This is a genomic window from Streptomyces albireticuli (genome assembly GCF_021228125.1).
Classification (GTDB): Bacteria; Actinomycetota; Actinomycetes; order Streptomycetales; family Streptomycetaceae; genus Streptomyces; species Streptomyces albireticuli.
On the sequence record NZ_JAJQQS010000002.1, the window covers coordinates 788,536 to 807,246 of the forward strand.

16 protein-coding genes are annotated in these 18,711 nt (G+C 71.3%); 12 read left to right on the plus strand and 4 right to left on the minus strand.

The annotated features are described in order from the left end of the window. Window positions 1-169 precede the first annotated feature (169 nt). From ftsZ to LUZ64_RS03705, 6 genes are all read left to right on the plus strand, one after another. A complete protein-coding gene (ftsZ, locus tag LUZ64_RS03680) occupies window positions 170-1,408 on the plus strand; it encodes a cell division protein FtsZ (RefSeq protein WP_087928496.1) in 1,239 nt (412 codons plus the stop codon). 27 nt (window positions 1,409-1,435) lie between these two features. Beyond that, window positions 1,436-2,182 carry a peptidoglycan editing factor PgeF gene (gene pgeF, locus LUZ64_RS03685; protein ID WP_095583003.1) on the plus strand — a complete coding sequence of 249 codons (747 nt, stop codon included), beginning with the start codon at window positions 1,436-1,438 and terminating at the stop codon, window positions 2,180-2,182. A 3-nt stretch (window positions 2,183-2,185) separates the two neighbouring features. Then, complete coding sequence (locus tag LUZ64_RS03690; RefSeq protein WP_095583002.1) at window positions 2,186-2,905, plus strand: YggS family pyridoxal phosphate-dependent enzyme; 720 nt, start codon at window positions 2,186-2,188, stop codon at window positions 2,903-2,905. Window positions 2,906-3,027: 122 nt separating this feature from the next. Then, complete coding sequence (locus LUZ64_RS03695) at window positions 3,028-3,630, plus strand: cell division protein SepF (protein ID WP_087928499.1); 603 nt, start codon at window positions 3,028-3,030, stop codon at window positions 3,628-3,630. Between the two features lie 76 nt (window positions 3,631-3,706). After that, a complete protein-coding gene (locus tag LUZ64_RS03700; protein WP_087928500.1) occupies window positions 3,707-3,991 on the plus strand; it encodes a YggT family protein in 285 nt (94 codons plus the stop codon). A gap of 61 nt (window positions 3,992-4,052) precedes the next feature. Continuing rightward, window positions 4,053-5,276, plus strand: a complete 1,224-nt coding sequence (locus tag LUZ64_RS03705) for a DivIVA domain-containing protein (protein WP_095583001.1) — start codon at window positions 4,053-4,055, stop codon at window positions 5,274-5,276. A 312-nt stretch (window positions 5,277-5,588) separates the two neighbouring features. Here LUZ64_RS03705 and ileS read toward each other — a convergent pair whose 3' ends face one another. Beyond that, window positions 5,589-8,732: an isoleucine--tRNA ligase gene (gene ileS, locus LUZ64_RS03710; RefSeq protein WP_095583000.1), complete on the minus strand. Its 3,144-nt coding sequence runs from the start codon at window positions 8,730-8,732 to the stop codon at window positions 5,589-5,591. Window positions 8,733-9,203: 471 nt separating this feature from the next. On the opposite strand from ileS, the gene LUZ64_RS03715 reads away from it, so the two are divergent. From LUZ64_RS03715 to LUZ64_RS03735, 5 genes are all read left to right on the plus strand, one after another. After that, on the plus strand, window positions 9,204-10,223 hold the full coding sequence (locus LUZ64_RS03715; RefSeq protein WP_095582999.1) for a TraR/DksA family transcriptional regulator: 1,020 nt from the start codon (window positions 9,204-9,206) through the stop codon (window positions 10,221-10,223). 64 nt (window positions 10,224-10,287) lie between these two features. Next, window positions 10,288-10,851, plus strand: a complete 564-nt coding sequence (gene lspA / locus LUZ64_RS03720) for a signal peptidase II (protein ID WP_095582998.1) — start codon at window positions 10,288-10,290, stop codon at window positions 10,849-10,851. A 51-nt stretch (window positions 10,852-10,902) separates the two neighbouring features. Next, a complete protein-coding gene (locus tag LUZ64_RS03725; RefSeq protein WP_095582997.1) occupies window positions 10,903-11,844 on the plus strand; it encodes an RluA family pseudouridine synthase in 942 nt (313 codons plus the stop codon). Beyond that, window positions 11,841-12,329, plus strand: coding sequence for a GNAT family N-acetyltransferase (locus LUZ64_RS03730; RefSeq protein ID WP_095582996.1), 489 nt, complete (start codon window positions 11,841-11,843; stop codon window positions 12,327-12,329). The genes LUZ64_RS03725 and LUZ64_RS03730 overlap by 4 nt, the downstream gene beginning before the upstream one ends. A 347-nt stretch (window positions 12,330-12,676) precedes the next feature. Further along, complete coding sequence (locus LUZ64_RS03735; protein ID WP_095582995.1) at window positions 12,677-14,269, plus strand: Na+/H+ antiporter; 1,593 nt, start codon at window positions 12,677-12,679, stop codon at window positions 14,267-14,269. A gap of 26 nt (window positions 14,270-14,295) precedes the next feature. Here LUZ64_RS03735 and LUZ64_RS03740 read toward each other — a convergent pair whose 3' ends face one another. Then, window positions 14,296-15,399, minus strand: coding sequence for a mechanosensitive ion channel family protein (locus LUZ64_RS03740; protein ID WP_095583008.1), 1,104 nt, complete (start codon window positions 15,397-15,399; stop codon window positions 14,296-14,298). A gap of 109 nt (window positions 15,400-15,508) precedes the next feature. On the opposite strand from LUZ64_RS03740, the gene LUZ64_RS03745 reads away from it, so the two are divergent. Then, window positions 15,509-16,096, plus strand: coding sequence for a dienelactone hydrolase family protein (locus LUZ64_RS03745; protein ID WP_087928509.1), 588 nt, complete (start codon window positions 15,509-15,511; stop codon window positions 16,094-16,096). A gap of 57 nt (window positions 16,097-16,153) precedes the next feature. Here LUZ64_RS03745 and LUZ64_RS03750 read toward each other — a convergent pair whose 3' ends face one another. Further along, entirely contained in the window at window positions 16,154-17,797 is a 1,644-nt protein-coding gene (locus LUZ64_RS03750) for an alkaline phosphatase D family protein (protein ID WP_095582994.1), read from the minus strand. Window positions 17,798-17,871: 74 nt separating this feature from the next. After that, window positions 17,872-18,693, minus strand: a complete 822-nt coding sequence (locus LUZ64_RS03755; protein WP_095582993.1) for a thioredoxin domain-containing protein — start codon at window positions 18,691-18,693, stop codon at window positions 17,872-17,874. Window positions 18,694-18,711: the final 18 nt, after the last annotated feature.

Here is an 18,711-nt window from a genome sequence, read left to right on the forward strand (position 1 = left end):
GGAGGTTCGGCGTGTTCGTTGAACACGCGCGGCTTGTCGACTTAGTGTCCTGTTCGGAGAACCCCAGCGAACAGTGGCACCGGTAACCCTAAACTTAAGGTTGAGGGTTCGGGTCGGCAATGAGAACCGTCCCCCAGGCATACGTAACTCGAGGCGAGAGGCCTTCGACGTGGCAGCACCGCAGAACTACCTCGCAGTCATCAAGGTCGTCGGAATCGGCGGCGGTGGCGTGAACGCCATCAACCGGATGATCGAGGTCGGTCTCAAGGGCGTCGAGTTCATCGCGATCAACACCGATGCGCAGGCCCTGCTGATGAGCGACGCCGACGTCAAGCTCGACGTCGGCCGTGAGCTCACCCGCGGTCTCGGCGCCGGCGCCAACCCCGATGTCGGCCGCAAGGCGGCCGAGGACCACCGCGAGGAGATCGAGGAGGTCCTCAAGGGGGCCGACATGGTCTTCGTCACCGCGGGCGAGGGCGGCGGCACCGGCACCGGTGGTGCCCCCGTCGTCGCCAACATCGCCCGCTCGCTGGGCGCCCTGACGATCGGCGTGGTCACCCGCCCGTTCACCTTCGAGGGGCGCCGCCGGGCGAACCAGGCGGAGGACGGCATCGCGGGTCTGCGCGACGAGGTCGACACCCTCATCGTGATCCCCAACGACCGACTGCTGTCCATCTCGGACCGCCAGGTGAGCGTGCTCGACGCGTTCAAGTCCGCGGACCAGGTACTGCTCTCGGGCGTCCAGGGCATCACCGACCTGATCACCACCCCGGGCCTGATCAACCTCGACTTCGCCGACGTCAAGTCCGTGATGTCCGAGGCGGGCTCGGCGCTCATGGGCATCGGCTCCGCCCGCGGCGACGACCGCGCGGTGGCCGCCGCGGAGATGGCGATCTCCTCGCCGCTCCTGGAGGCGTCGATCGACGGCGCCCGCGGTGTGCTGCTCTCCATCTCCGGCGGCTCCGACCTCGGTCTCTTCGAGATCAACGAGGCGGCGCAGCTGGTCAGCGAGGCGGCCCACCCCGAGGCCAACATCATCTTCGGCGCCGTCATCGACGACGCCCTCGGTGACGAGGTCCGGGTCACCGTCATCGCGGCGGGCTTCGACGGCGGCCAGCCGCCGGCCAAGGGCAGCCGCGACAAGGTGCTCGGCTCCTCCTACGGCGCGGGCCGCGAGGAGAGCGCACCGGCCTCGGCGGCACCGAGCCGTCCGGCCACGCCCGAGCCGTCCCGGTCCTCCTTCGGCGGACTGGGCAGCGTCACCCCGCGCAGCGAGGAGCCGCTGTCCGAGCCGGCCCCGGTCAACGAGATCCCGGCCCCGCCGGTCTCGTCCCCGCAGGTCCCGCCGGCCCGTCCGTACCAGGACTCGACCGCCGAGGAACTGGACGTCCCGGACTTCCTCAAGTAGTGCCAACGAGCGAGTGAGCGGCCCCCAGTGATAGGGCAACAGCACGCAGTGACAATTGAAGAGCACGCGAGCGGCGCGCACTTCGCCTTCACCGACAGGTGGGGCGGGGTGAGCGCCGCTCCGTATGACGAGCTCAACCTCGGCGGCGCGGTCGGCGACGACCCCGCGGCCGTCCTGACCAACCGCGAGCTGACGGCGAAGGGCCTCGGCCTCGACCCCGCGGCGGTCGTCTGGATGAACCAGGTGCACGGCCGCGAGGTGGCCGTCGTCGACGGACCTTGGGGCGCATCGGACATTCCGGCCGTCGACGGGGTGGTGACGGCCCGCCGGGGGCTCGCCCTCGCGGTCCTGACCGCGGACTGCACCCCCGTCCTGCTGGCCGATCCGGTCGCCGGGGTGGCGGGCGCGGCCCACGCCGGCCGCCCGGGCCTGGTCGCCGGGGTCGTCCCCGCGACCGTCGAGGCGATGACCGCGCTCGGCGCGGACCCGGCCCGGATCGTCGCCCGCACCGGCCCCTCGGTCTGCGGCCTCTGCTACGAGGTTCCGGAGGCCATGCGGGCCGAGGTCGCCGCGGTGGTGCCCGAGGCGTGGGCCACCACCCGCCGGGGCACCCCGGCCGTGGACGTCGCCGCGGGGGTAAGGGCCCAATTGGCCCGACTCGGCGTGAATATCAGCGGACAATCTCACATTTGCACGCTGGAATCGCGGGATCATTTCTCATATCGGCGCGAGCACACCACAGGGCGGCTCGCGAGTTATGTCTGGTTGGACTGAGCTGTGACGGACCGTAAAACGGAACTCGCCGACAATCTGGCGCGCGTGGAGGAACGTATCTCCTCCGCTTGTGCCGCCGCCGGGCGCGCGCGGGACGAAGTGACCCTGATCGTGGTCACCAAGACCTACCCCGCGAGTGATGTGCGCCTCCTCGCCGAACTCGGCGTCCGGCACGTCGCGGAGAACCGCGACCAGGACGCCGCGCCCAAGGCGGCCGAGTGCGCGGATCTGCCCCTCACCTGGCACTTTGTCGGACAATTGCAGACGAACAAGGTGCGTTCGGTGGTGAGTTATGCCGATGTGGTGCATTCCGTCGACCGCAATCGACTGGTCACCGCCCTGTCCGCGGCCGCCGTCCGGGCCGGCCGTGAGCTCGACTGCCTGATCCAGGTGGCTCTTGACGCCGAGTCGGGTGAGCGGGGGGACCGCGGCGGGGTCGCGCCCGACGGGGTGGCCGCGCTGGCCGACGGGCTCGCCGCGGCCGAAGGGCTGCGTCCCGCCGGACTGATGACGGTGGCTCCGCTCGCCGGCCCGTTCGCCGGGCGCCCCCGGGCGGCCTTCGACCGGCTGCTGGAAATCTCAACGGGCATGCGCGCGGCCCATCCTGCTGCGAACATGGTGTCAGCAGGGATGAGCGCGGACCTGGATGACGCCGTGGCGGCCGGGGCGACACATGTACGTGTCGGATCGGCGGTGCTCGGAGTCCGACCCAGGCTCGGGTAACGTCGCCAAGAAGTCGGACCACAGCAGAAAATATGGTCATTACCGTCAAAAGGCGGGCAGACCAAGTGGATCCAAGGCGCCGTTGACGGAGCCGATCCACCACAGAGCGGAGGACGCAGAGAATGGCCGGCGCGATGCGCAAGATGGCGGTCTACCTCGGCCTCGTGGAGGACGATGGGTACGACGGCCCGGGTTTCGACCCCGACGACGAGTTCGAGCCCGAGCCTGAGCCCGACCGCCGCAGGCAGCAGCACCAGTCTCAACAGACGCAACCGGACGAACCGGTTCGAGTCGCCCAGCCACCTGCACAACGCGAACCCGCTCCGCTCGTAGCGGAAACGGGACGACCCGCCCGAATCGCCCCCGTGGCGTCCATCACACCCGAACGCCACTCTCTGGAGAAGAACGCACCGGTGATCATGCCCAAGGTTGTGTCCGAGCGGGAGCCCTACCGCATCACGACATTGCACCCCCGGACCTACAACGAGGCCCGTACCATCGGGGAACACTTCCGGGAGGGCACCCCGGTGATCATGAATCTGACGGAGATGGACGACACGGACGCGAAGCGTCTCGTCGACTTCGCCGCCGGTCTGGTCTTCGGTCTCCACGGCAGCATCGAGCGGGTGACGCAGAAGGTGTTCCTGCTGTCTCCTGCTAACGTCGATGTCACGGCGGAGGACAAGGCCCGCATCGCAGAGGGCGGGTTCTTCAATCAGAGCTGAGACGCAATACCGGGCAATGCCGGATGAATGACGGCCTAACAGGCCGGGTACGAGCAAGGGGAGAGGGAAGCGCGAGATGGACATCGCACTGCAGGTGATCTACATCGCGCTGTACTGCTTCCTGTTCGTTCTGATCTTCCGGCTGGTGATGGATTACGTCTTCCAGTTCGCTCGCTCATGGCAACCCGGTAAGGCGATGGTGGTCGTCCTGGAGGCGACCTACACTGTCACCGATCCGCCACTCAAGCTTCTGCGGCGGTTCATCCCGCCGCTGCGTCTCGGGGGCGTGGCGCTCGACCTGTCCTTCTTCGTACTGATGATCATCGTCTACATCCTGATCACCGTCGTGAGCCGGCTGTGAACGCGGCTGTGAACGATACGGTCTTGCCGATTGCCGACGACTACGTTGAGGTGAAGAAGAGATGCCGTTGACCCCCGAGGACGTGCGGAACAAGCAGTTCACGACCGTCCGTCTCCGAGAAGGCTATGACGAGGACGAGGTCGATGCCTTTCTCGACGAGGTCGAGGCCGAACTGACCCGACTGCTCCGGGAGAACGAGGACCTGCGCGCCAAGCTGGCCGCCGCGACGCGTGCCGCCGCGCAGAACCAGCAGCAGCAGGGAATGCGGAAGCCCGAGCCGCAGGACCAGCGACCCGGCGCGCCGGTACCCGCCGCCATATCCGGACCGCAGCCGGTGCCGCAGCAGCAGCAGATGGGCGGCCCGCCGCAGCTTCCGGGCGGTGCCCCGCAGCTGCCGGCCGGCCCCGGCGGTCACGGCCACGGTCCCCAGGGCCCGCACGGGCCCGGCCCGATGGGTCAGAACGGCCCGATGGGCGGCCCGATGGGTGGTCCCATGGGACAGAACGGTCCGATGGGTCAGGGCGGTCCTATGGGTCAGAACGGCATGGGTCAGGGCCAGATGGGGCAGAACGGCCCCATGGGTCAGAACGCCATGGGTCAGAACGGTCCGATGGGCGGCCCCGGCCCCCAGCTGCCGCAGCCGGGTCAGGGTCCGGGCGGTGACAGCGCCGCACGGGTGCTCTCGCTGGCCCAGCAGACCGCCGACCAGGCGATCGCGGAGGCCCGTTCCGAGGCGAACAAGATCGTCGGCGAGGCGCGCAGCCGTGCCGAGGGTCTGGAGCGGGACGCCCGTGCCAAGGCCGACGCCCTGGAGCGGGACGCCCAGGAGAAGCACCGCGTCGCGATGGGCTCCCTGGAGTCCGCCCGCGCCACGCTGGAGCGCAAGGTCGAGGACCTGCGCGGCTTCGAGCGCGAGTACCGCACCCGCCTGAAGTCCTACCTGGAGAGCCAGCTCCGTCAGCTGGAGAACCAGGCGGACGACTCGCTGGCCCCGCCGCGCAACCCCAACACCCCGTCGCTGCCCGCGGCCCCCTCGATGAGCGGGTCCATGGCCTCGGCCGGCGCGGGCATGGGCGGCCACAGCATGGGCGGCAACCCGTCCATGGGCGGTAACACCTCCATGGGTGGCAACACCCCGATGGGTGCCCCGTCGTACGGCGGTCAGCAGCAGATGTCCCCGGCGATGACGCAGCCGATGGCACCGGTCCGGCCCCAGGGCCAGCAGCCGATGCAGCAGGCGCCGTCCCCCATGCGGGGCTTCCTGATCGACGAGGACGACAACTGATCGCTCGGCGCGAGCCGTAGGCAATCATCGGGCCGGGCCCGGGACTTTGTCCCGGGCCCGGCCCGTTTCGTGTCCAAAGCGTTTTGCCGCGGAGACAAACGCCGCGGAGACAAACACGGGGACACCCGCGGAGGCCGGGACGGGCGAGGGGCATGGCAGTACGGATGAGGAGACACCAGGGCGGAGGGGACGGGCGGAGACGCTGAGGTGCGGGTGCCCCGAGGCACGGTGCCAAAACATGGGTATACGGAAAAACCGGCTGCCCCGGGAGGATCGACCTCCCGGGGCAGCCGGTGCGTTGCTCCAGTGCCGTTACGCCTTACGGAGGCGGAACGTCAGAGCGAGACCCTCGTCCTCGAACGCCTCGCCGTAGGAGCCGTCCGCCTCGCCCTCGGCGAAGTCCACCGCGAGGACCTCGTCCGCGATGAGGCCCGTGTGCTCGGCCAGCGCACCGGACGTCTCGGCGTCCGTCGTGGACCAGCGGACCGCGATCCGGTCCGCGACGTCCAGGCCGCTGTTCTTACGGGCCTCCTGGATCAGCCGGATCGCGTCACGGGCGAGGCCCGCGCGCCGCAGCTCCGGGGTGATCTCCAGGTCGAGCGCCACCGTGGCGCCGGAGTCGGAGGCCACCGACCAGCCCTCGCGCGGGGTCTCGGTGATGATTACCTCGTCCGGGGAGAGCGACACGGCCTCGCCGTCGACGACGACGGAGGCCGTGCCCTCGCGCAGGGCCAGCGACAGCGCGGCGGCGTCCGCCTCGGCGACGGCCTTGGCCACCGCCTGGACGCCCTTGCCGAACCGCTTGCCCAGCGCCCGGAAGTTGGCCTTGGCCGTGGTGTCCACCAGCGAGCCGCCGACCTCGCTCAGCGAGGCCAGCGAGGAGACGTTCAGCTCCTCGGTGATCTGGGCGCGCAGCTCCGTGCCCAGCGACTCGAAGCCGGAGGCGGCGACCAGCGCGCGGGACAGCGGCTGACGCGTCTTGACGCCCGACTCGGCGCGGGTCGCGCGGCCCAGCTCCACCAGCCGGCGGACGAGCAGCATCTGCCGGGACAGCTCGGGGTCGATCAGCGTGCCGTCCGCCACCGGCCAGCTCGCCAGGTGCACCGACTCCGGGGCCTCGGCGTCCACCGGTACGACCAGGTCCTGCCACACCCGCTCGGTGATGAACGGCACCAGAGGCGCCATCAGGCGGGTCACGGTCTCGACGACCTCGTGCAGCGTGCGCAGCGCCGCCGCGTCGCCCTGCCAGAACCGGCGGCGCGAACGCCGCACGTACCAGTTGGACAGGTCGTCGACGAAGGACGACAGCAGCTTGCCGGCGCGCTGGGTGTCGTACGCCTCCAGCGCCTGGGTGACCTGGTCGGTCAGGGTGTTCAGCTCACCGAGCAGCCAGCGGTCCAGCAGTGGGCGGTCGGCCGGCGCCGGGTCGGACGCGGACGGTGCCCAGCCGGACGTACGGGCGTACAGGGCCTGGAAGGCGACGGTGTTCCAGTAGGTGAGGAGCGTCTTGCGGACGACCTCCTGGATCGTGCCGTGGCCCACGCGGCGCGCGGCCCACGGGGAGCCGCCGGCCGCCATGAACCAGCGGACGGCGTCGGCGCCGTGCTGGTCCATCAGCGGGATCGGCTGGAGGATGTTGCCCAGGTGCTTGGACATCTTCCGGCCGTCCTCGGCGAGGATGTGGCCCAGGCAGACGACGTTCTCGTACGACGACTTGTCGAAGACGAGGGTGCCGACCGCCATCAGGGTGTAGAACCAGCCACGGGTCTGGTCGATGGCCTCCGAGATGAACTGCGCGGGGAAGCGCTTCTCGAAGAGCTCCTTGTTCTTGTACGGGTAGCCCCACTGCGCGAACGGCATCGAGCCCGAGTCGTACCAGGCGTCGATGACCTCCGGCACCCGGACGGCGGTGTGGGAGCAGCCGTCGGCGGTGCAGGTGAAGGTGACGTCGTCGATGTACGGGCGGTGCGGGTCGAGCGCGCTCTGGTCGGTGCCGGACAGCTCGGAGAGCTCGGCCAGCGAACCGACGCAGGTGAGGTGGTTGTCCTCGCAGCGCCAGATGGGCAGCGGGGTGCCCCAGTAGCGGTTGCGGGAGAGCGCCCAGTCGATGTTGTTGGTCAGCCAGTCGCCGAAGCGGCCGTGCTTGACCGAGTCCGGGAACCAGTTGGTCTTCTCGTTCTCCTCGAGCAGCCGGTCCTTGACCGCGGTGGTGCGGATGTACCAGGAGGGCTGCGCGTAGTAGAGGAGGGCGGTGTGGCAGCGCCAGCAGTGCGGGTAGCTGTGCTCGTAGGCGATGTGCTTGAAGAGCAGGCCGCGCGCTTCGAGGTCCGCGACGAGCTTCTCGTCGGCCTTCTTGAAGAACTGGCCGCCGACGAGGGCGAGGCCCTCCTCGAAGGTGCCGTCCGGGCGCACCGGGTTGATCACCGGCAGGCCGTAGGCGCGGCAGGTCCTGAGGTCGTCCTCACCGAAGGCGGGCGCCTGGTGGACCAGGCCCGTACCGTCCTCGGTCGTCACGTACTCGGCGTTGACGACGAAGTTGGCGTCCTCCAGCTCGACCAGGTCGAACGGGCGGCGGTAGGCCCAGCGCTCCATCTCGCGGCCGGTGAACGACTGACCCGTGGCGGTCCAGCCCTCGCCGAGGGCCTTCTCCAGCAGCGGCTCGGCGACGACCAGCTTCTCGGTGCCGTCGGTGGCCACCACATAGGTGACGTCCGGGTGCGCGGCGGCGGCGGTGTTGGAGACCAGGGTCCACGGGGTGGTCGTCCACACCAGCAGCGACGCCTCGCCCGCCAGCGGGCCGGAGGTCAGCGGGAAGCGGACGTAGACCGAGGGGTCGACGACCGTCTCGTAGCCCTGCGCCAGCTCGTGGTCCGACAGGCCGGTGCCGCAGCGGGGGCACCAGGGGGCGACGCGGTGGTCCTGGACCAGCAGGCCCTTGTTGAAGATCTCCTTGAGCGACCACCACACGGACTGGACGTATTCGGGGTCCATGGTCCGGTAGGCGTCGTCCAGGTCGACCCAGTAGCCCATGCGGGTGGTGAGCTCGGCGAAGGCGTCCGTGTGGCGGGTCACCGACTCGCGGCACTTGGCGTTGAACTCCGCGATGCCGTACTTCTCGATGTCCTGCTTGCCGTTGAAGCCCAGCTCCTTCTCCACCGCGAGCTCGACCGGCAGGCCGTGGCAGTCCCAGCCGGCCTTGCGGCCGACGTGGTAGCCCTGCATGGTGCGGAAGCGGGGGAAGACGTCCTTGAAGACGCGGGCCTCGATGTGGTGGGCGCCCGGCATGCCGTTGGCGGTGGGCGGGCCCTCGTAGAAGACCCACTCGGGCCGTCCCTCGGACTGCTCGAGGCTACGGGCGAAGACCTTGCTCTCGCGCCAGAAATCGAGCACGGCGTGCTCCAGGGCGGGCAGGTCCACCTGAGCGGGTACCTGGCGGTACTGCGGCTGGGGACTCATCTGAGGCTTCCTCCGGCGGAACGTCTTGGCGCTGTCCGTCGGAGGGACGAGATGCGCCGTGCGCCTCCCGCGGTACCACCCTCCTTGGCCGCAGGCACAGGTGCCTCCGGCCCCCTCATTGGGCCGCGACGCCGGTTCTACTGACCCCGTGGGGCGTTCTTCCGGCGGCTCAGGGGTGATCTTCACACCGTGCGGACCCCCGGGCTTCCACCGTCCCCGGGTCGCTCATGGCCGCGTGCGGAGCTACTCGTCCCTTCCACGCCTTTCGCTGCGCCCAGTGTACGGGCCCGGGCCCGGAGCGGCCTACCGGATTCCGGGGGGCCGTACGGGTAGCGGCCCGGGCCGATTACAGGGCCGGGGGCGGGGCACAAACGATGAGACCGGCGTGCCCCGTTGCTGCGTGCCCGGTGGAGATCTATCGTTCCGGCACGATTCGCGCGCAAGATCATAAAATGTGAAGGGGCCGCGGTCATGGTGGCGAAGAGGACGGCCAAGGCCGCGGAACCGGCGGAGAGACCGGCGGGGAAGACCGCGCCCGCCAAGAGGACGACGGCGGGGAAGACCGCCGGGACGGGCGCGGGCAAGACCGCTGAGGCGTCGGCGAAGAAGACGGCGTCGGCGAAGACCGCGGCGAAGAAGACGGTGGCGAAGAAGACGGCGGCCAAGACGGCCGCCAAGGAGACGGCCGCGAAGAAGACGGCTTCGAGGAAGGTGACGTCGAAGAAGGCGGCGGCCACGAAGACGGCCGCCGGGAAGACTCCGGCGGAGGCGCCCGCCGCGAAGACGGCCGCGAAGAAGGCAGTGAAGACGGCCGCGAAGAAGACCGCGAAGAAGACCGCGGAGAAGGCCGTGAAGAAAGCCGCGGAGAAGGCGCCTGCCGGGAAAGCACCAGCGAAGAAGGCGGCCGCCGAGCGCGCGGCCGCTCCGAAGGCCGCCGGGGCGCCCGCCCCGGAAGCGGCCGCGAAGACCGCCCATGAGGCGGTACCCGCGAAGAAGACGGGAGCCAGGACGGTGGCTGCGAAGAAGACCGTGGACGCGAAAGAAGGGGCGCGGGCCACGGGGAAGGTCCCCGGCGCCCGCACGGCCGCCGCGGCCCCCGGCGCCCTCGCCGTACGGCCGGGCGAGGAGCCCTGGACGCCGGCGGAGGTCGCCGAGGCCCGTACGGAGCTCCAGAGCGAGGTGCTGCGGCTGCGTGCCGAGATCGCCAGCTCCGAGGAGGCGATCAGCGGCCTGATGCGCGATTCGGGCGACGGCGCCGGTGACGACCAGGCGGACACCGGCACCAAGAACATCACCCGGGAGCACGAGCTGGCCCTGGCGGCGAACGCCCGCGAGATGCTGATCCAGACCGAGCGGGCCCTGGAGCGGCTCGACGCCGGTACGTACGGGCTCTGCGAGAACTGCGGCAAGCCCATCGGAAAGGCGCGTATGCAGGCATTTCCCCGGGCCACGCTGTGCGTGGAGTGCAAACAGCGGCAGGAACGCCGCTGACCCGCTCGCGCGTGTGTGCCGTACCCTCGTCCTCAGTCAGGCAGGACGACGTCGAAGGACTCACGTGACAGAGGCGGAACAGACCACCGGCACGCCTGAAGGCGCCGACGAGGCTGCGGGCGCGCCGGAAGGCGCGGCCAAGGGCGGGCGGCGCATCGCCGTCCTCCTCACGGTGGCCGTCTGCGCCTACCTCCTCGACCTGGGGAGCAAGCTGCTCGTGGTGGCCAAGCTGGAGCACCACGACCCCATCGAGATCTTCGGCACCTGGCTCCAGCTCGACGTGATCCGCAACCGCGGCGCGGCCTTCGGCATCGGCGAGGCGATGACGATCGTCTTCACGATCATCGCCTCCGCGGTGATCGTGGTGATCGCCCGGATCGCCCGCAAGCTCTACAGCCTGCCCTGGGCGATCGCGCTGGGCCTGCTGCTCGGCGGCGCCTTCGGCAATCTCACGGACCGGCTCTTCCGGGCGCCGGGCGGCCTCGAGGGCGGTGTGGTGGACTTCATCGCCCCCCAGGGCTTCGCCGTCTTCAACCTCGCGGACTCCGCGATCGTCTGCGGCGGCTTCCTGATCGTCATCCTCTCCTTCCGCGGTCTGGACCCCGACGGCACGGTCCACAAGGACTGACGACGAGGGCGGACGTGCGGCCCGGCCGGCGCCGTCCGTCATACTCGACGGGTGAGCACCATTCCCGAGATCCGCGCCCTGCCCGTACCCGACGGCCTCGAGGGCGAGCGCGTCGACGCCGCAATCGCCCGTATGTTCGGCTTTTCCCGCACCAAGGCGGCCGAGCTGGCGGCGGCGGGCAAGGTCCAGCTCGACGGCGCGGAGGCCGGGAAGTCCGACCGGGTCACCGGCGGTGCCTGGCTGGAGGTCGAGATGCCGGCCCCGCCCGCGCCCGTGCAGATCGTCGCCGAGCCCGTCGAGGGCATGGAGATCGTCCATGACGACGACGACATCGTCGTGATCGTCAAGCCCGTCGGCGTGGCCGCCCACCCCAGCCCCGGCTGGACGGGCCCCACGGTCATCGGCGGCCTCGCCGCGGCCGGATACCGCATCTCCACCTCGGGCGCCGCCGAGCGCCAGGGCATCGTGCACCGGCTGGACGTCGGCACCTCCGGCCTGATGGTCGTCGCCAAGTCCGAGCGCGCCTACACCCTGCTCAAGCAGCAGTTCCGCGAGCGCACGGTCGACAAGCGCTACCACTCGCTGGTCCAGGGCCACCCGGACCCGATGAGCGGCACCATCGACGCCCCCATCGGCCGCCACCCCAACCACGACTACAAGTGGGCCGTGACGGCCGAGGGCAAGCCCTCCGTGACCCACTACGACCTCATCGAGGCGTTCCGGGCCGCCAGCCTCCTCGACATCAAGCTGGAGACCGGCCGTACGCACCAGATCCGCGTGCACATGTCCGCGCACCGGCACCCCTGCGTCGGCGACCTCACCTACGGCGCGGACCCGACGCTCGCCAAGCGGCTGAAGCTCACCCGCCAGTGGCTGCACGCCGTGCGGCTCGGCTTCGAGCACCCCGAGGACGGCCGCTGGGTGGAGTTCGAGAGCGCCTACCCCGAGGACCTCCAGCGCGCCCTGGACATCGTGCGCGCCGAGAGCGCGTGAGCGCGGGGGCTCCGGCCGCCTTCCCGGTCAGGGTCGTGGGCCCCGGCGAGCTGCCCGGCTGCCACGCCGTGCGCCGTGAGGTCTTCGTCGCCGAGCAGGGCGTCCCGGAGGCCGAGGAGATCGACGGCTACGACACCGACGCCGTCCACCTCCTGGCCTCCGGCCCGGCCGGCCCCGTCGGGACGGTGCGCTTCCTGCACGGCGCCCCGGCGCGGAAGAAGTACGCCCGCGCGGGCGTCGGCGACGACACCACGGCAGTCCTCGGCCGACTCGCCGTGGGCCGCGCCGCCCGGGGCACCGGCCTGGGCGCGGCCCTCGTCCGCGCGGTGGAGGCCGAGGCCCGCCGGCTCGGCCTGCGCCGGATCTACCTGGAGGCACAGGTGCCGGCGCTCGGCTTCTACGAGCGGCTGGGGTACGCGGCGCACGGCCCGGAGTTCGATGAGGGCAGCGGCATCCCGCACCGGGCGATGACGAAGGCGCTCTGAGAGCGCCCGGACCACCGGGGCTTCCCCCTGGACCCGTTCCCGCCGCCCGTCTCCCGCCTGTCTCCCGCCCGGCGGTATCCGGCCCGCCCGGCGACCGGGGACGGCACGCGCGGCGCGGCGACGTGCCGAGGCGCCCGCGCGGCGTCGCCGAGGACGTCCGCCGGACGCTCTCGGCGGAGGCCGCGGCCCCGAGGAAGGAGCGCGCCGACAGGCCGCCGGCCCGGGCACCACACCTGCGCGCGGCAGACCTCACGTGGCACTCAGACAGCTCCCGGTAACGGGCGCCCCGGACGCCCCATGGCAGGCTGGGGACGGATCATCGTCCCCCACCCGCCCGGAGGGCCTCCGTGGACCAGCTCGCCCTGCTGTTCGTCCTGCTGCTCGGGGCCCTGGTCACGGTGCCGCTCGGGGACCGGCTGGGGCTGCCGTCACCGGTGCTGATGACGCTCGGCGGGATCGCGCTCGCGCTGCTGCCGTTCGTCCCCAATGTCGACATCGCCCCGGAGTTCATCCTCCCGCTGCTGCTGCCGCCCCTGCTCTACGCCTCCGCCCAGCGCACCTCCTGGCGCCAGTTCGCGGCCAACCGGCGGCCGATCTTCCTGCTCGCCGTCGCGCTGGTGTTCGTCACCACGGCCGCGGTCGCCGCGGTCGCCGACGCGATCGTGCCGGGCATCTCGCTCGCCGCCGCCGTCGCGCTGGGCGCGCTCGTCGCCCCGCCCGACCCGGTCGCCGCCACCGCCGTCGCGGGCTCGCTGGGCCTGCCCCGCCGCGTCGTCTCCATCCTGGAGGGCGAGGGGCTCTTCAACGACGTCACCGCCATCGTGCTCTACCACGTGGCCATCGCCGCGGCCGTCAGCGGCAGCTTCTCGGTGCCCCGGGCGGTCGGCGCGCTGGTGCTCTCCGCCGTCGTGGCCGTGGCCGTCGGCCTGGCACTCGGCTGGGCCGCCAAACGGCTGATGGACATCCTCGGCGACGCCACCCTCCAGATCGGGCTCACCCTGCTGGTCCCGTTCGTCTCCTACGTCCTCGCCGAGGAGTTCAAGGGCTCCGGCGTGCTCGCGGTGCTGACCACGGCGCTCTTCCTCGCCGAGTACGCGACGGACGCCGACGACGTCCTGGGCCGGCTGGCCGGGCACACCTTCTGGGAGGTCGTCGACACCCTCGTCACCGGCGCCGCCTTCGGCCTCGTCGGCCTCGAACTGCACAACGCCATCGGAACCGCCTCCGGCCGCTGGGCCGAGATGCTCGGCATCGGAGCCGTCGTGGTCGTGGTCGTGGTGGGCGTCCGCCTGCTGTGGCTGCTGCCCGCCGCCTGGCTGGCCCGCAAGCTGCACAAGCGCCGGGACGTCGACGAGGAAGTCCTGATGAGCTGGCGGGAGACCGTCGTCATGTGGTGGTCCGGGATGCGCGGCGTGGCCTCCGTGGCGCTCGCCCTGGCCATCCCGCTGGAGCGGGACGACGGCTCGGCCTTCCCCGCCCGGGACGAGATCCTCTTCATCGCCTTCGCCGTCATCATCGCCACCCTCGTCGTCCAGGGACTCACCCTGCCCTGGCTGGTCCGGCGGCTCGCGGTGCGCGCGGACTCCGACGTGGACCGCGAACTGGAGCGGAAGCTGGCCGTCCGGGCGGCCAAGGCCGCCAAGCGCCGCCTGCTGGAGATCGAGGAGAAGGAGGACCTCCCCGAGGACCTCACCGAGGTGCTGACCCGGCGCGCCTACGACGTCGGCGCCCGCATCAGCCCCGAGATGGTCGACGAGGAGCGGCGCGAGGCCCACGCCCGGCGCGTGGAGCGGCTGCGCACCATCCAGCGCGTCCAGGCCGAGATGCTCTCCGCCGCCCGTCACGAGGTGCTCGCCGCGCGCAGCGAGCCCGGCGCCGACCCCGAGGTCGTCGACCGGGTGCTGCGCCACCTGGACATAAGGAGCCTGCGCGGCGGCTGACCCGCCGGCCCCGGCCCCGCGCCGGCTCAGGCCGTGCCCGGCCCCGGCCCGGCGTCCCCGGCGCACGGCGGGGTCTGCCGCCGTACGGGCGCGTCCCCGCTGCCCGGCGCCGGAGCGGTGTTCAGCCTCGGCAGCGCGTACGGGTGCTCCAGGCGCAGCCACTCGATCAGCCGCTCGCGCACCACGCAGCGCAGCGCCCAGATGTCGTCGGCGTCCCGCGCGGTCACCAGCGCCCGCACCTGGATGGTGGACGGCGTGGTGTCGGTGACCACGAGCCCCCAGGCCCGCTCGTCCCACTCCAGGCTGCTCTTGAGTACCGCGTGCAGGCGCTCCCGCATCAGGTCGACCGGGGCCGAGTGGTCCAGGTGGAAGAAGACCGTGCCGGTCATCCTCGGGTTGTTGCGCGACCAGTTCTCGAACGGCTTGCTGGTGAAGTACGACACCGGCATGGTGATGCGCCGCTCGTCCCAGGTCGTCACCACCAGATAGGTCAGGGTGATCTCCTCGACCCGGCCCCACTCGCCGTCCACGACGACGGTGTCCCCGATCCGCACCACGTCGCCGAAGGCGATCTGGAGCCCGGCGAAGAGATTGCCGAGCGTGGACTGGGCGGCCACACCGGCGACGATGCCGATCAGACCGGCCGAGGCCAGCATCGACGTGCCCACGGTCTTCATCGCCGGGAACGTCAGCAGCATCGCCGCCACCGCCACCACGCACACGATCGCCGTGACCACCCGCTGGATCAGCGTGACCTGCGTCCGCACCCGCCGCACCCGGGCCGGGTCGTGGGCCCCGGCGGCGTACCGCGCGTAGGTCGCCTCCACTATCGCGACGGCCACCCGCACCACCAGCCAGGCGCACGCCCCGATCAGCACCAGCGTCAGCCCCTGGCCGACGGCCTCCTCGTGCTCCTCGGTGAGCTCCGCGGACCGGTAGCCGGCGCGCAGCAGCGCCGTGCACAGCACCAGCTGGAGCGGCAGCCGGCAGCGCCGCAGCAGGTCCCACAGCGGGGTCTCGGGGTGTCTGCCGCTGATCCGGCGCAGCGCCCGGTCGGCGATCCACCCCACGATCAGGGTGACGACCAGGGCACCGCCGATGACGAACACCGGACGCAGTACGCCCTCCATGGACACCTCAGCTCCTTCCGGGCCGGTCACGGCTCACGGTGGGGCGCTTCCCCCCGACCGTAGCTGGCACGATGGGGACACGCGATCCACCTGTAAGGAAGTGACCCCAGTGGCGTCCTCTACCACGATTGTCCTTTTTCATTCGGCGTACGGGCTCAGGCCCGCCGTGCACGCCGCCGCGGAGCGCCTGCGCGCCGCCGGGCACGAGGTGCACGTGCCGGACCTCTACGAGGGCCGGACGGCGGACACCGTCGAGGACGGCATGGCGATCAAGGACGAGATCGGGCACGAGGAACTGCTGAGGCGCGCGATCGTCGCGGCGGCGCCGCTGTCCGACCGCGGCCTGGTGTACGCGGGCTTCTCGCTGGGCGGTTCGGTCGCGCAGAACCTGGCCCTGGGCGACGAGAAGGCCCGCGGGCTGCTGCTCCTGCACGGCACCTCCGACCTGGCCGAGGACGCTGCCGTCGACGAGCTGCCCGTCCAGCTGCACGTCGCGGACCCCGACCCGTTCGAGCCGCACGACTGGCTGAACGCCTGGTACCTGCGGATGCGGCGGGCCGGCGCGGAGGTGGAGGTGCACCGCTACGCGGGCGCGGGTCACCTCTTCACGGACCCGGAGCTGGCGGACTACGACGAGGAGGCCGCCGAGGCCGCGTGGCGGGTGGCGCTGGCGTTCCTGGACGAGGTCGGCGCGTAGCGGCCCGGCCGGGCGCCGTACGGGCGGGAGGTCCGCCGTCCGTACGGCGCGCGGGGGCTAACGCACGGGGGTCCGTACGCGTTCCATCTTCTGCGTGCCCGACAGCGTGCGGTACGAGCGGCTCCACGAGGCCGTCGCCTTCGGGTTCCGCTTGTCGGACAGGACGTAGTAGTCCATCTGGGCCCGCTCGGGGGTGACGTCGAGGACGCCGAAGCCGTGCGAGTCCATGTCGACCCACTTCACATGGCGGTTGGCGGCCTTGATCGTGCCGGCGGCGGCCAGGGACACGGTGTGGGGGAGGACCTTCAAGGTCTCGTCGAGGTTGTCGGCGGTCACCGAGGTGACCACGAACTCCGTGGCGACCGAGCCCGACAGCGGGTACGTGGCGGCCTTGCGCGGCACGTCGTTGGCCCAGGCCATGTGGATGTCGCCGGTGAGGAAGACGGTGTTGCGCACGGCGTGGTCGGTGAGGTGGCCGATCAGCTCGTGGCGGTCGTGGGTGTAGCCGTCCCACTGGTCGGTGTTGACGGCCAGTCCGCCCGCGGGCATGCCCAGCAGCTTGGCGAGCGGCTCCAGCAGGGCGGCGGGGAGGGCGCCGAAGGCGACCGGGGACATCATCACGGAGTTGCCGACGAGGCGCCAGGTGGTGTCGGAGGAAGTCAGTCCGGTCTTCAGCCAGTCGAGCTGGGCGCGGCCGGTGAGGGTGCGGTCCGGGTCGTCGACCGCGCCGCTGCCGGGCTTGGCCTGCTGCGAGCGGAAGGACCGCAGGTCCATCAGGTGCAGGTCGGCGAGCTTGCCGAAGCGCAGCCGTCTGTAGGTGGTGCCCTCGACGGAGGGTCTGACGGGCATCCACTCGAAGTACGCCCGCTTCGCCGCCGCCATCCGCGTCGCCCAGTCGCCCTCGGCGCCGGGGGTGTGGTTGCCCGCGCCGCCGGCCCAGGCGTTGTCGGCGAACTCGTGGTCGTCCCAGATGGCGATGACCGGGTGGGCGCGGTGCAGCGCCTGGAGGTCGGGGTCCGTCTTGTAGTGGCCGTGGCGGGTGCGGTAGTCGGCCAGGGTGACGATCTCGTGGGCGGGCCGGTGCGGCCGTACGACGTGCTTGGCGGCCGGGTAGACGCCGGTCCCGTACTCGTAGAGGTAGTCGCCGAGGTGGAGGACCGCGTCCAGGTCGCCCCGGGCCGCGAGGTGGCGGTAGGCGGAGAACCAGCCGGACTCCCAGTTGGCGCAGGAGACCACACCGAAGCGGAGGCCGGTCGTGGCCGCGTCGTGGGCCGGGGCGGTGCGGGTGCGGGCGGCGGGGGAGCGGGTGCCGCCGGCGGTGAAGCGATACCAGTAGCCGGTGGCGGGGCGCAGGCCGCGCACGTCCGCCTTGACGGTGTGGTCGGTCGCGGCGGTGGCGGTGGCGGTGCCGCGCGCGACGACCTTGCCGAACGCCTCGTCCTCGGCGACCTCCCAGGTCACCTCGGTGGCCGGGCCGAGCCCGGAGCCGGGCACGGCGTCCGGTGCGGGCGTGACGCGCGTCCACAGCAGGACGCCGTCGGGCAGCGGGTCACCGGAGGCGACGCCGTGGACGAAGGCCGGGGCGCCGGTGCCCGCCGCGCGGGCGGCGGGCCCGGTGGCGAGGGGAAGGAGCGCGGCGGTGGCGGCGACGGCCGTGACGGCGGTTCGACGCGATATCTGGGCGTGGGCGTGGGAGGTCACGGGCCATCACCTTACTTCCCGATAAGGCCATGAGCGGACGAACTCTGACAGTTCGTCCGCTCATCACCGGTTCGTCACTTCTTCTTGGGACCGAACTCCTTGTCGATCGCGGCGATGAAGGAGTCCTTGTCCATCGGCGGCTGCTGCGAGCCGTCCTTGAGGATCTTCTTGTCGCCGTGGAGCAGCGTCGGGGTGCCGTTGATGCCGTCCTTGCCGAACAGCTTGCCCATCTCCACGGCCCACTTGTCGTAGGTGCCCTCGGTGACGTTCTTCTCGAAGTCCTTGTTGCCCTTCAGGGCCGGGACCTGCTGGGCGATCTCGATGAGCTTCTTGTCGTCCGCGAAGGCGTCGTCCCGCTCGTCGGGGTGGTTCTTCGGGGAGTACAGGGCCTCCTTGTACTCGACGAAGGCGTCGGGGCCGACGTTCAGGGCCGCGCCGAGCGCGCTGACGGCGTTCTTCGAGCCGGTGCCCGGAACCATCTGGTCGATGAAGTTCACCATGACGAACCGGACCTTGTAGCGGCCGTCCTTCACGTCCTGGCGCAGCTGCGGGCCGGCGCTCTGCTCGAAGCTCGCGCAGGACGGGCAGCGCGGGTCCTCGAAGACGGTGAGGGTCTCCTTGGCGGCGGGGCTGCCGACGACGATCTCGTTGCCCTTCTCGCCCGTGGTGTTCTTGGGCTGGACGAACGCCTTGTCGCCGGCCCAGCCGCCGTCCTTGTCGTCGCTCATGTTGCTGACGGCGTAGCCGACGCCGCCGGCTATCGCGAGGACGACGACGATCGCGCCGGCCACGACGAGCTGGCGGCGGGTCTTGTCCTTCTTGGCCTGGCGCTCGCGTTCGGCGCGCAGCCGCTCGCGGGCCGCCTGCTTGTTCTGCTGGTTGTTCCGGTTGCTCATGGTGTTCTCCGTGGGGTG

Coding starts and splice junctions, on each gene's coding strand:
- LUZ64_RS03740 (WP_095583008.1), bottom strand. CDS start 15,399: ATGGAGGGCGTACTGCGTCCGGTGTTCGTCATCGGCGGTGCCCTGGTC.
- ileS (WP_095583000.1), bottom strand. CDS start 8,732: ATGAGTCCCCAGCCGCAGTACCGCCAGGTACCCGCTCAGGTGGACCTG.
- LUZ64_RS03695 (WP_087928499.1), top strand. CDS start 3,028: ATGGCCGGCGCGATGCGCAAGATGGCGGTCTACCTCGGCCTCGTGGAG.
- LUZ64_RS03715 (WP_095582999.1), top strand. CDS start 9,204: ATGGTGGCGAAGAGGACGGCCAAGGCCGCGGAACCGGCGGAGAGACCG.
- LUZ64_RS03700 (WP_087928500.1), top strand. CDS start 3,707: ATGGACATCGCACTGCAGGTGATCTACATCGCGCTGTACTGCTTCCTG.
- LUZ64_RS03705 (WP_095583001.1), top strand. CDS start 4,053: ATGCCGTTGACCCCCGAGGACGTGCGGAACAAGCAGTTCACGACCGTC.
- LUZ64_RS03755 (WP_095582993.1), bottom strand. CDS start 18,693: ATGAGCAACCGGAACAACCAGCAGAACAAGCAGGCGGCCCGCGAGCGG.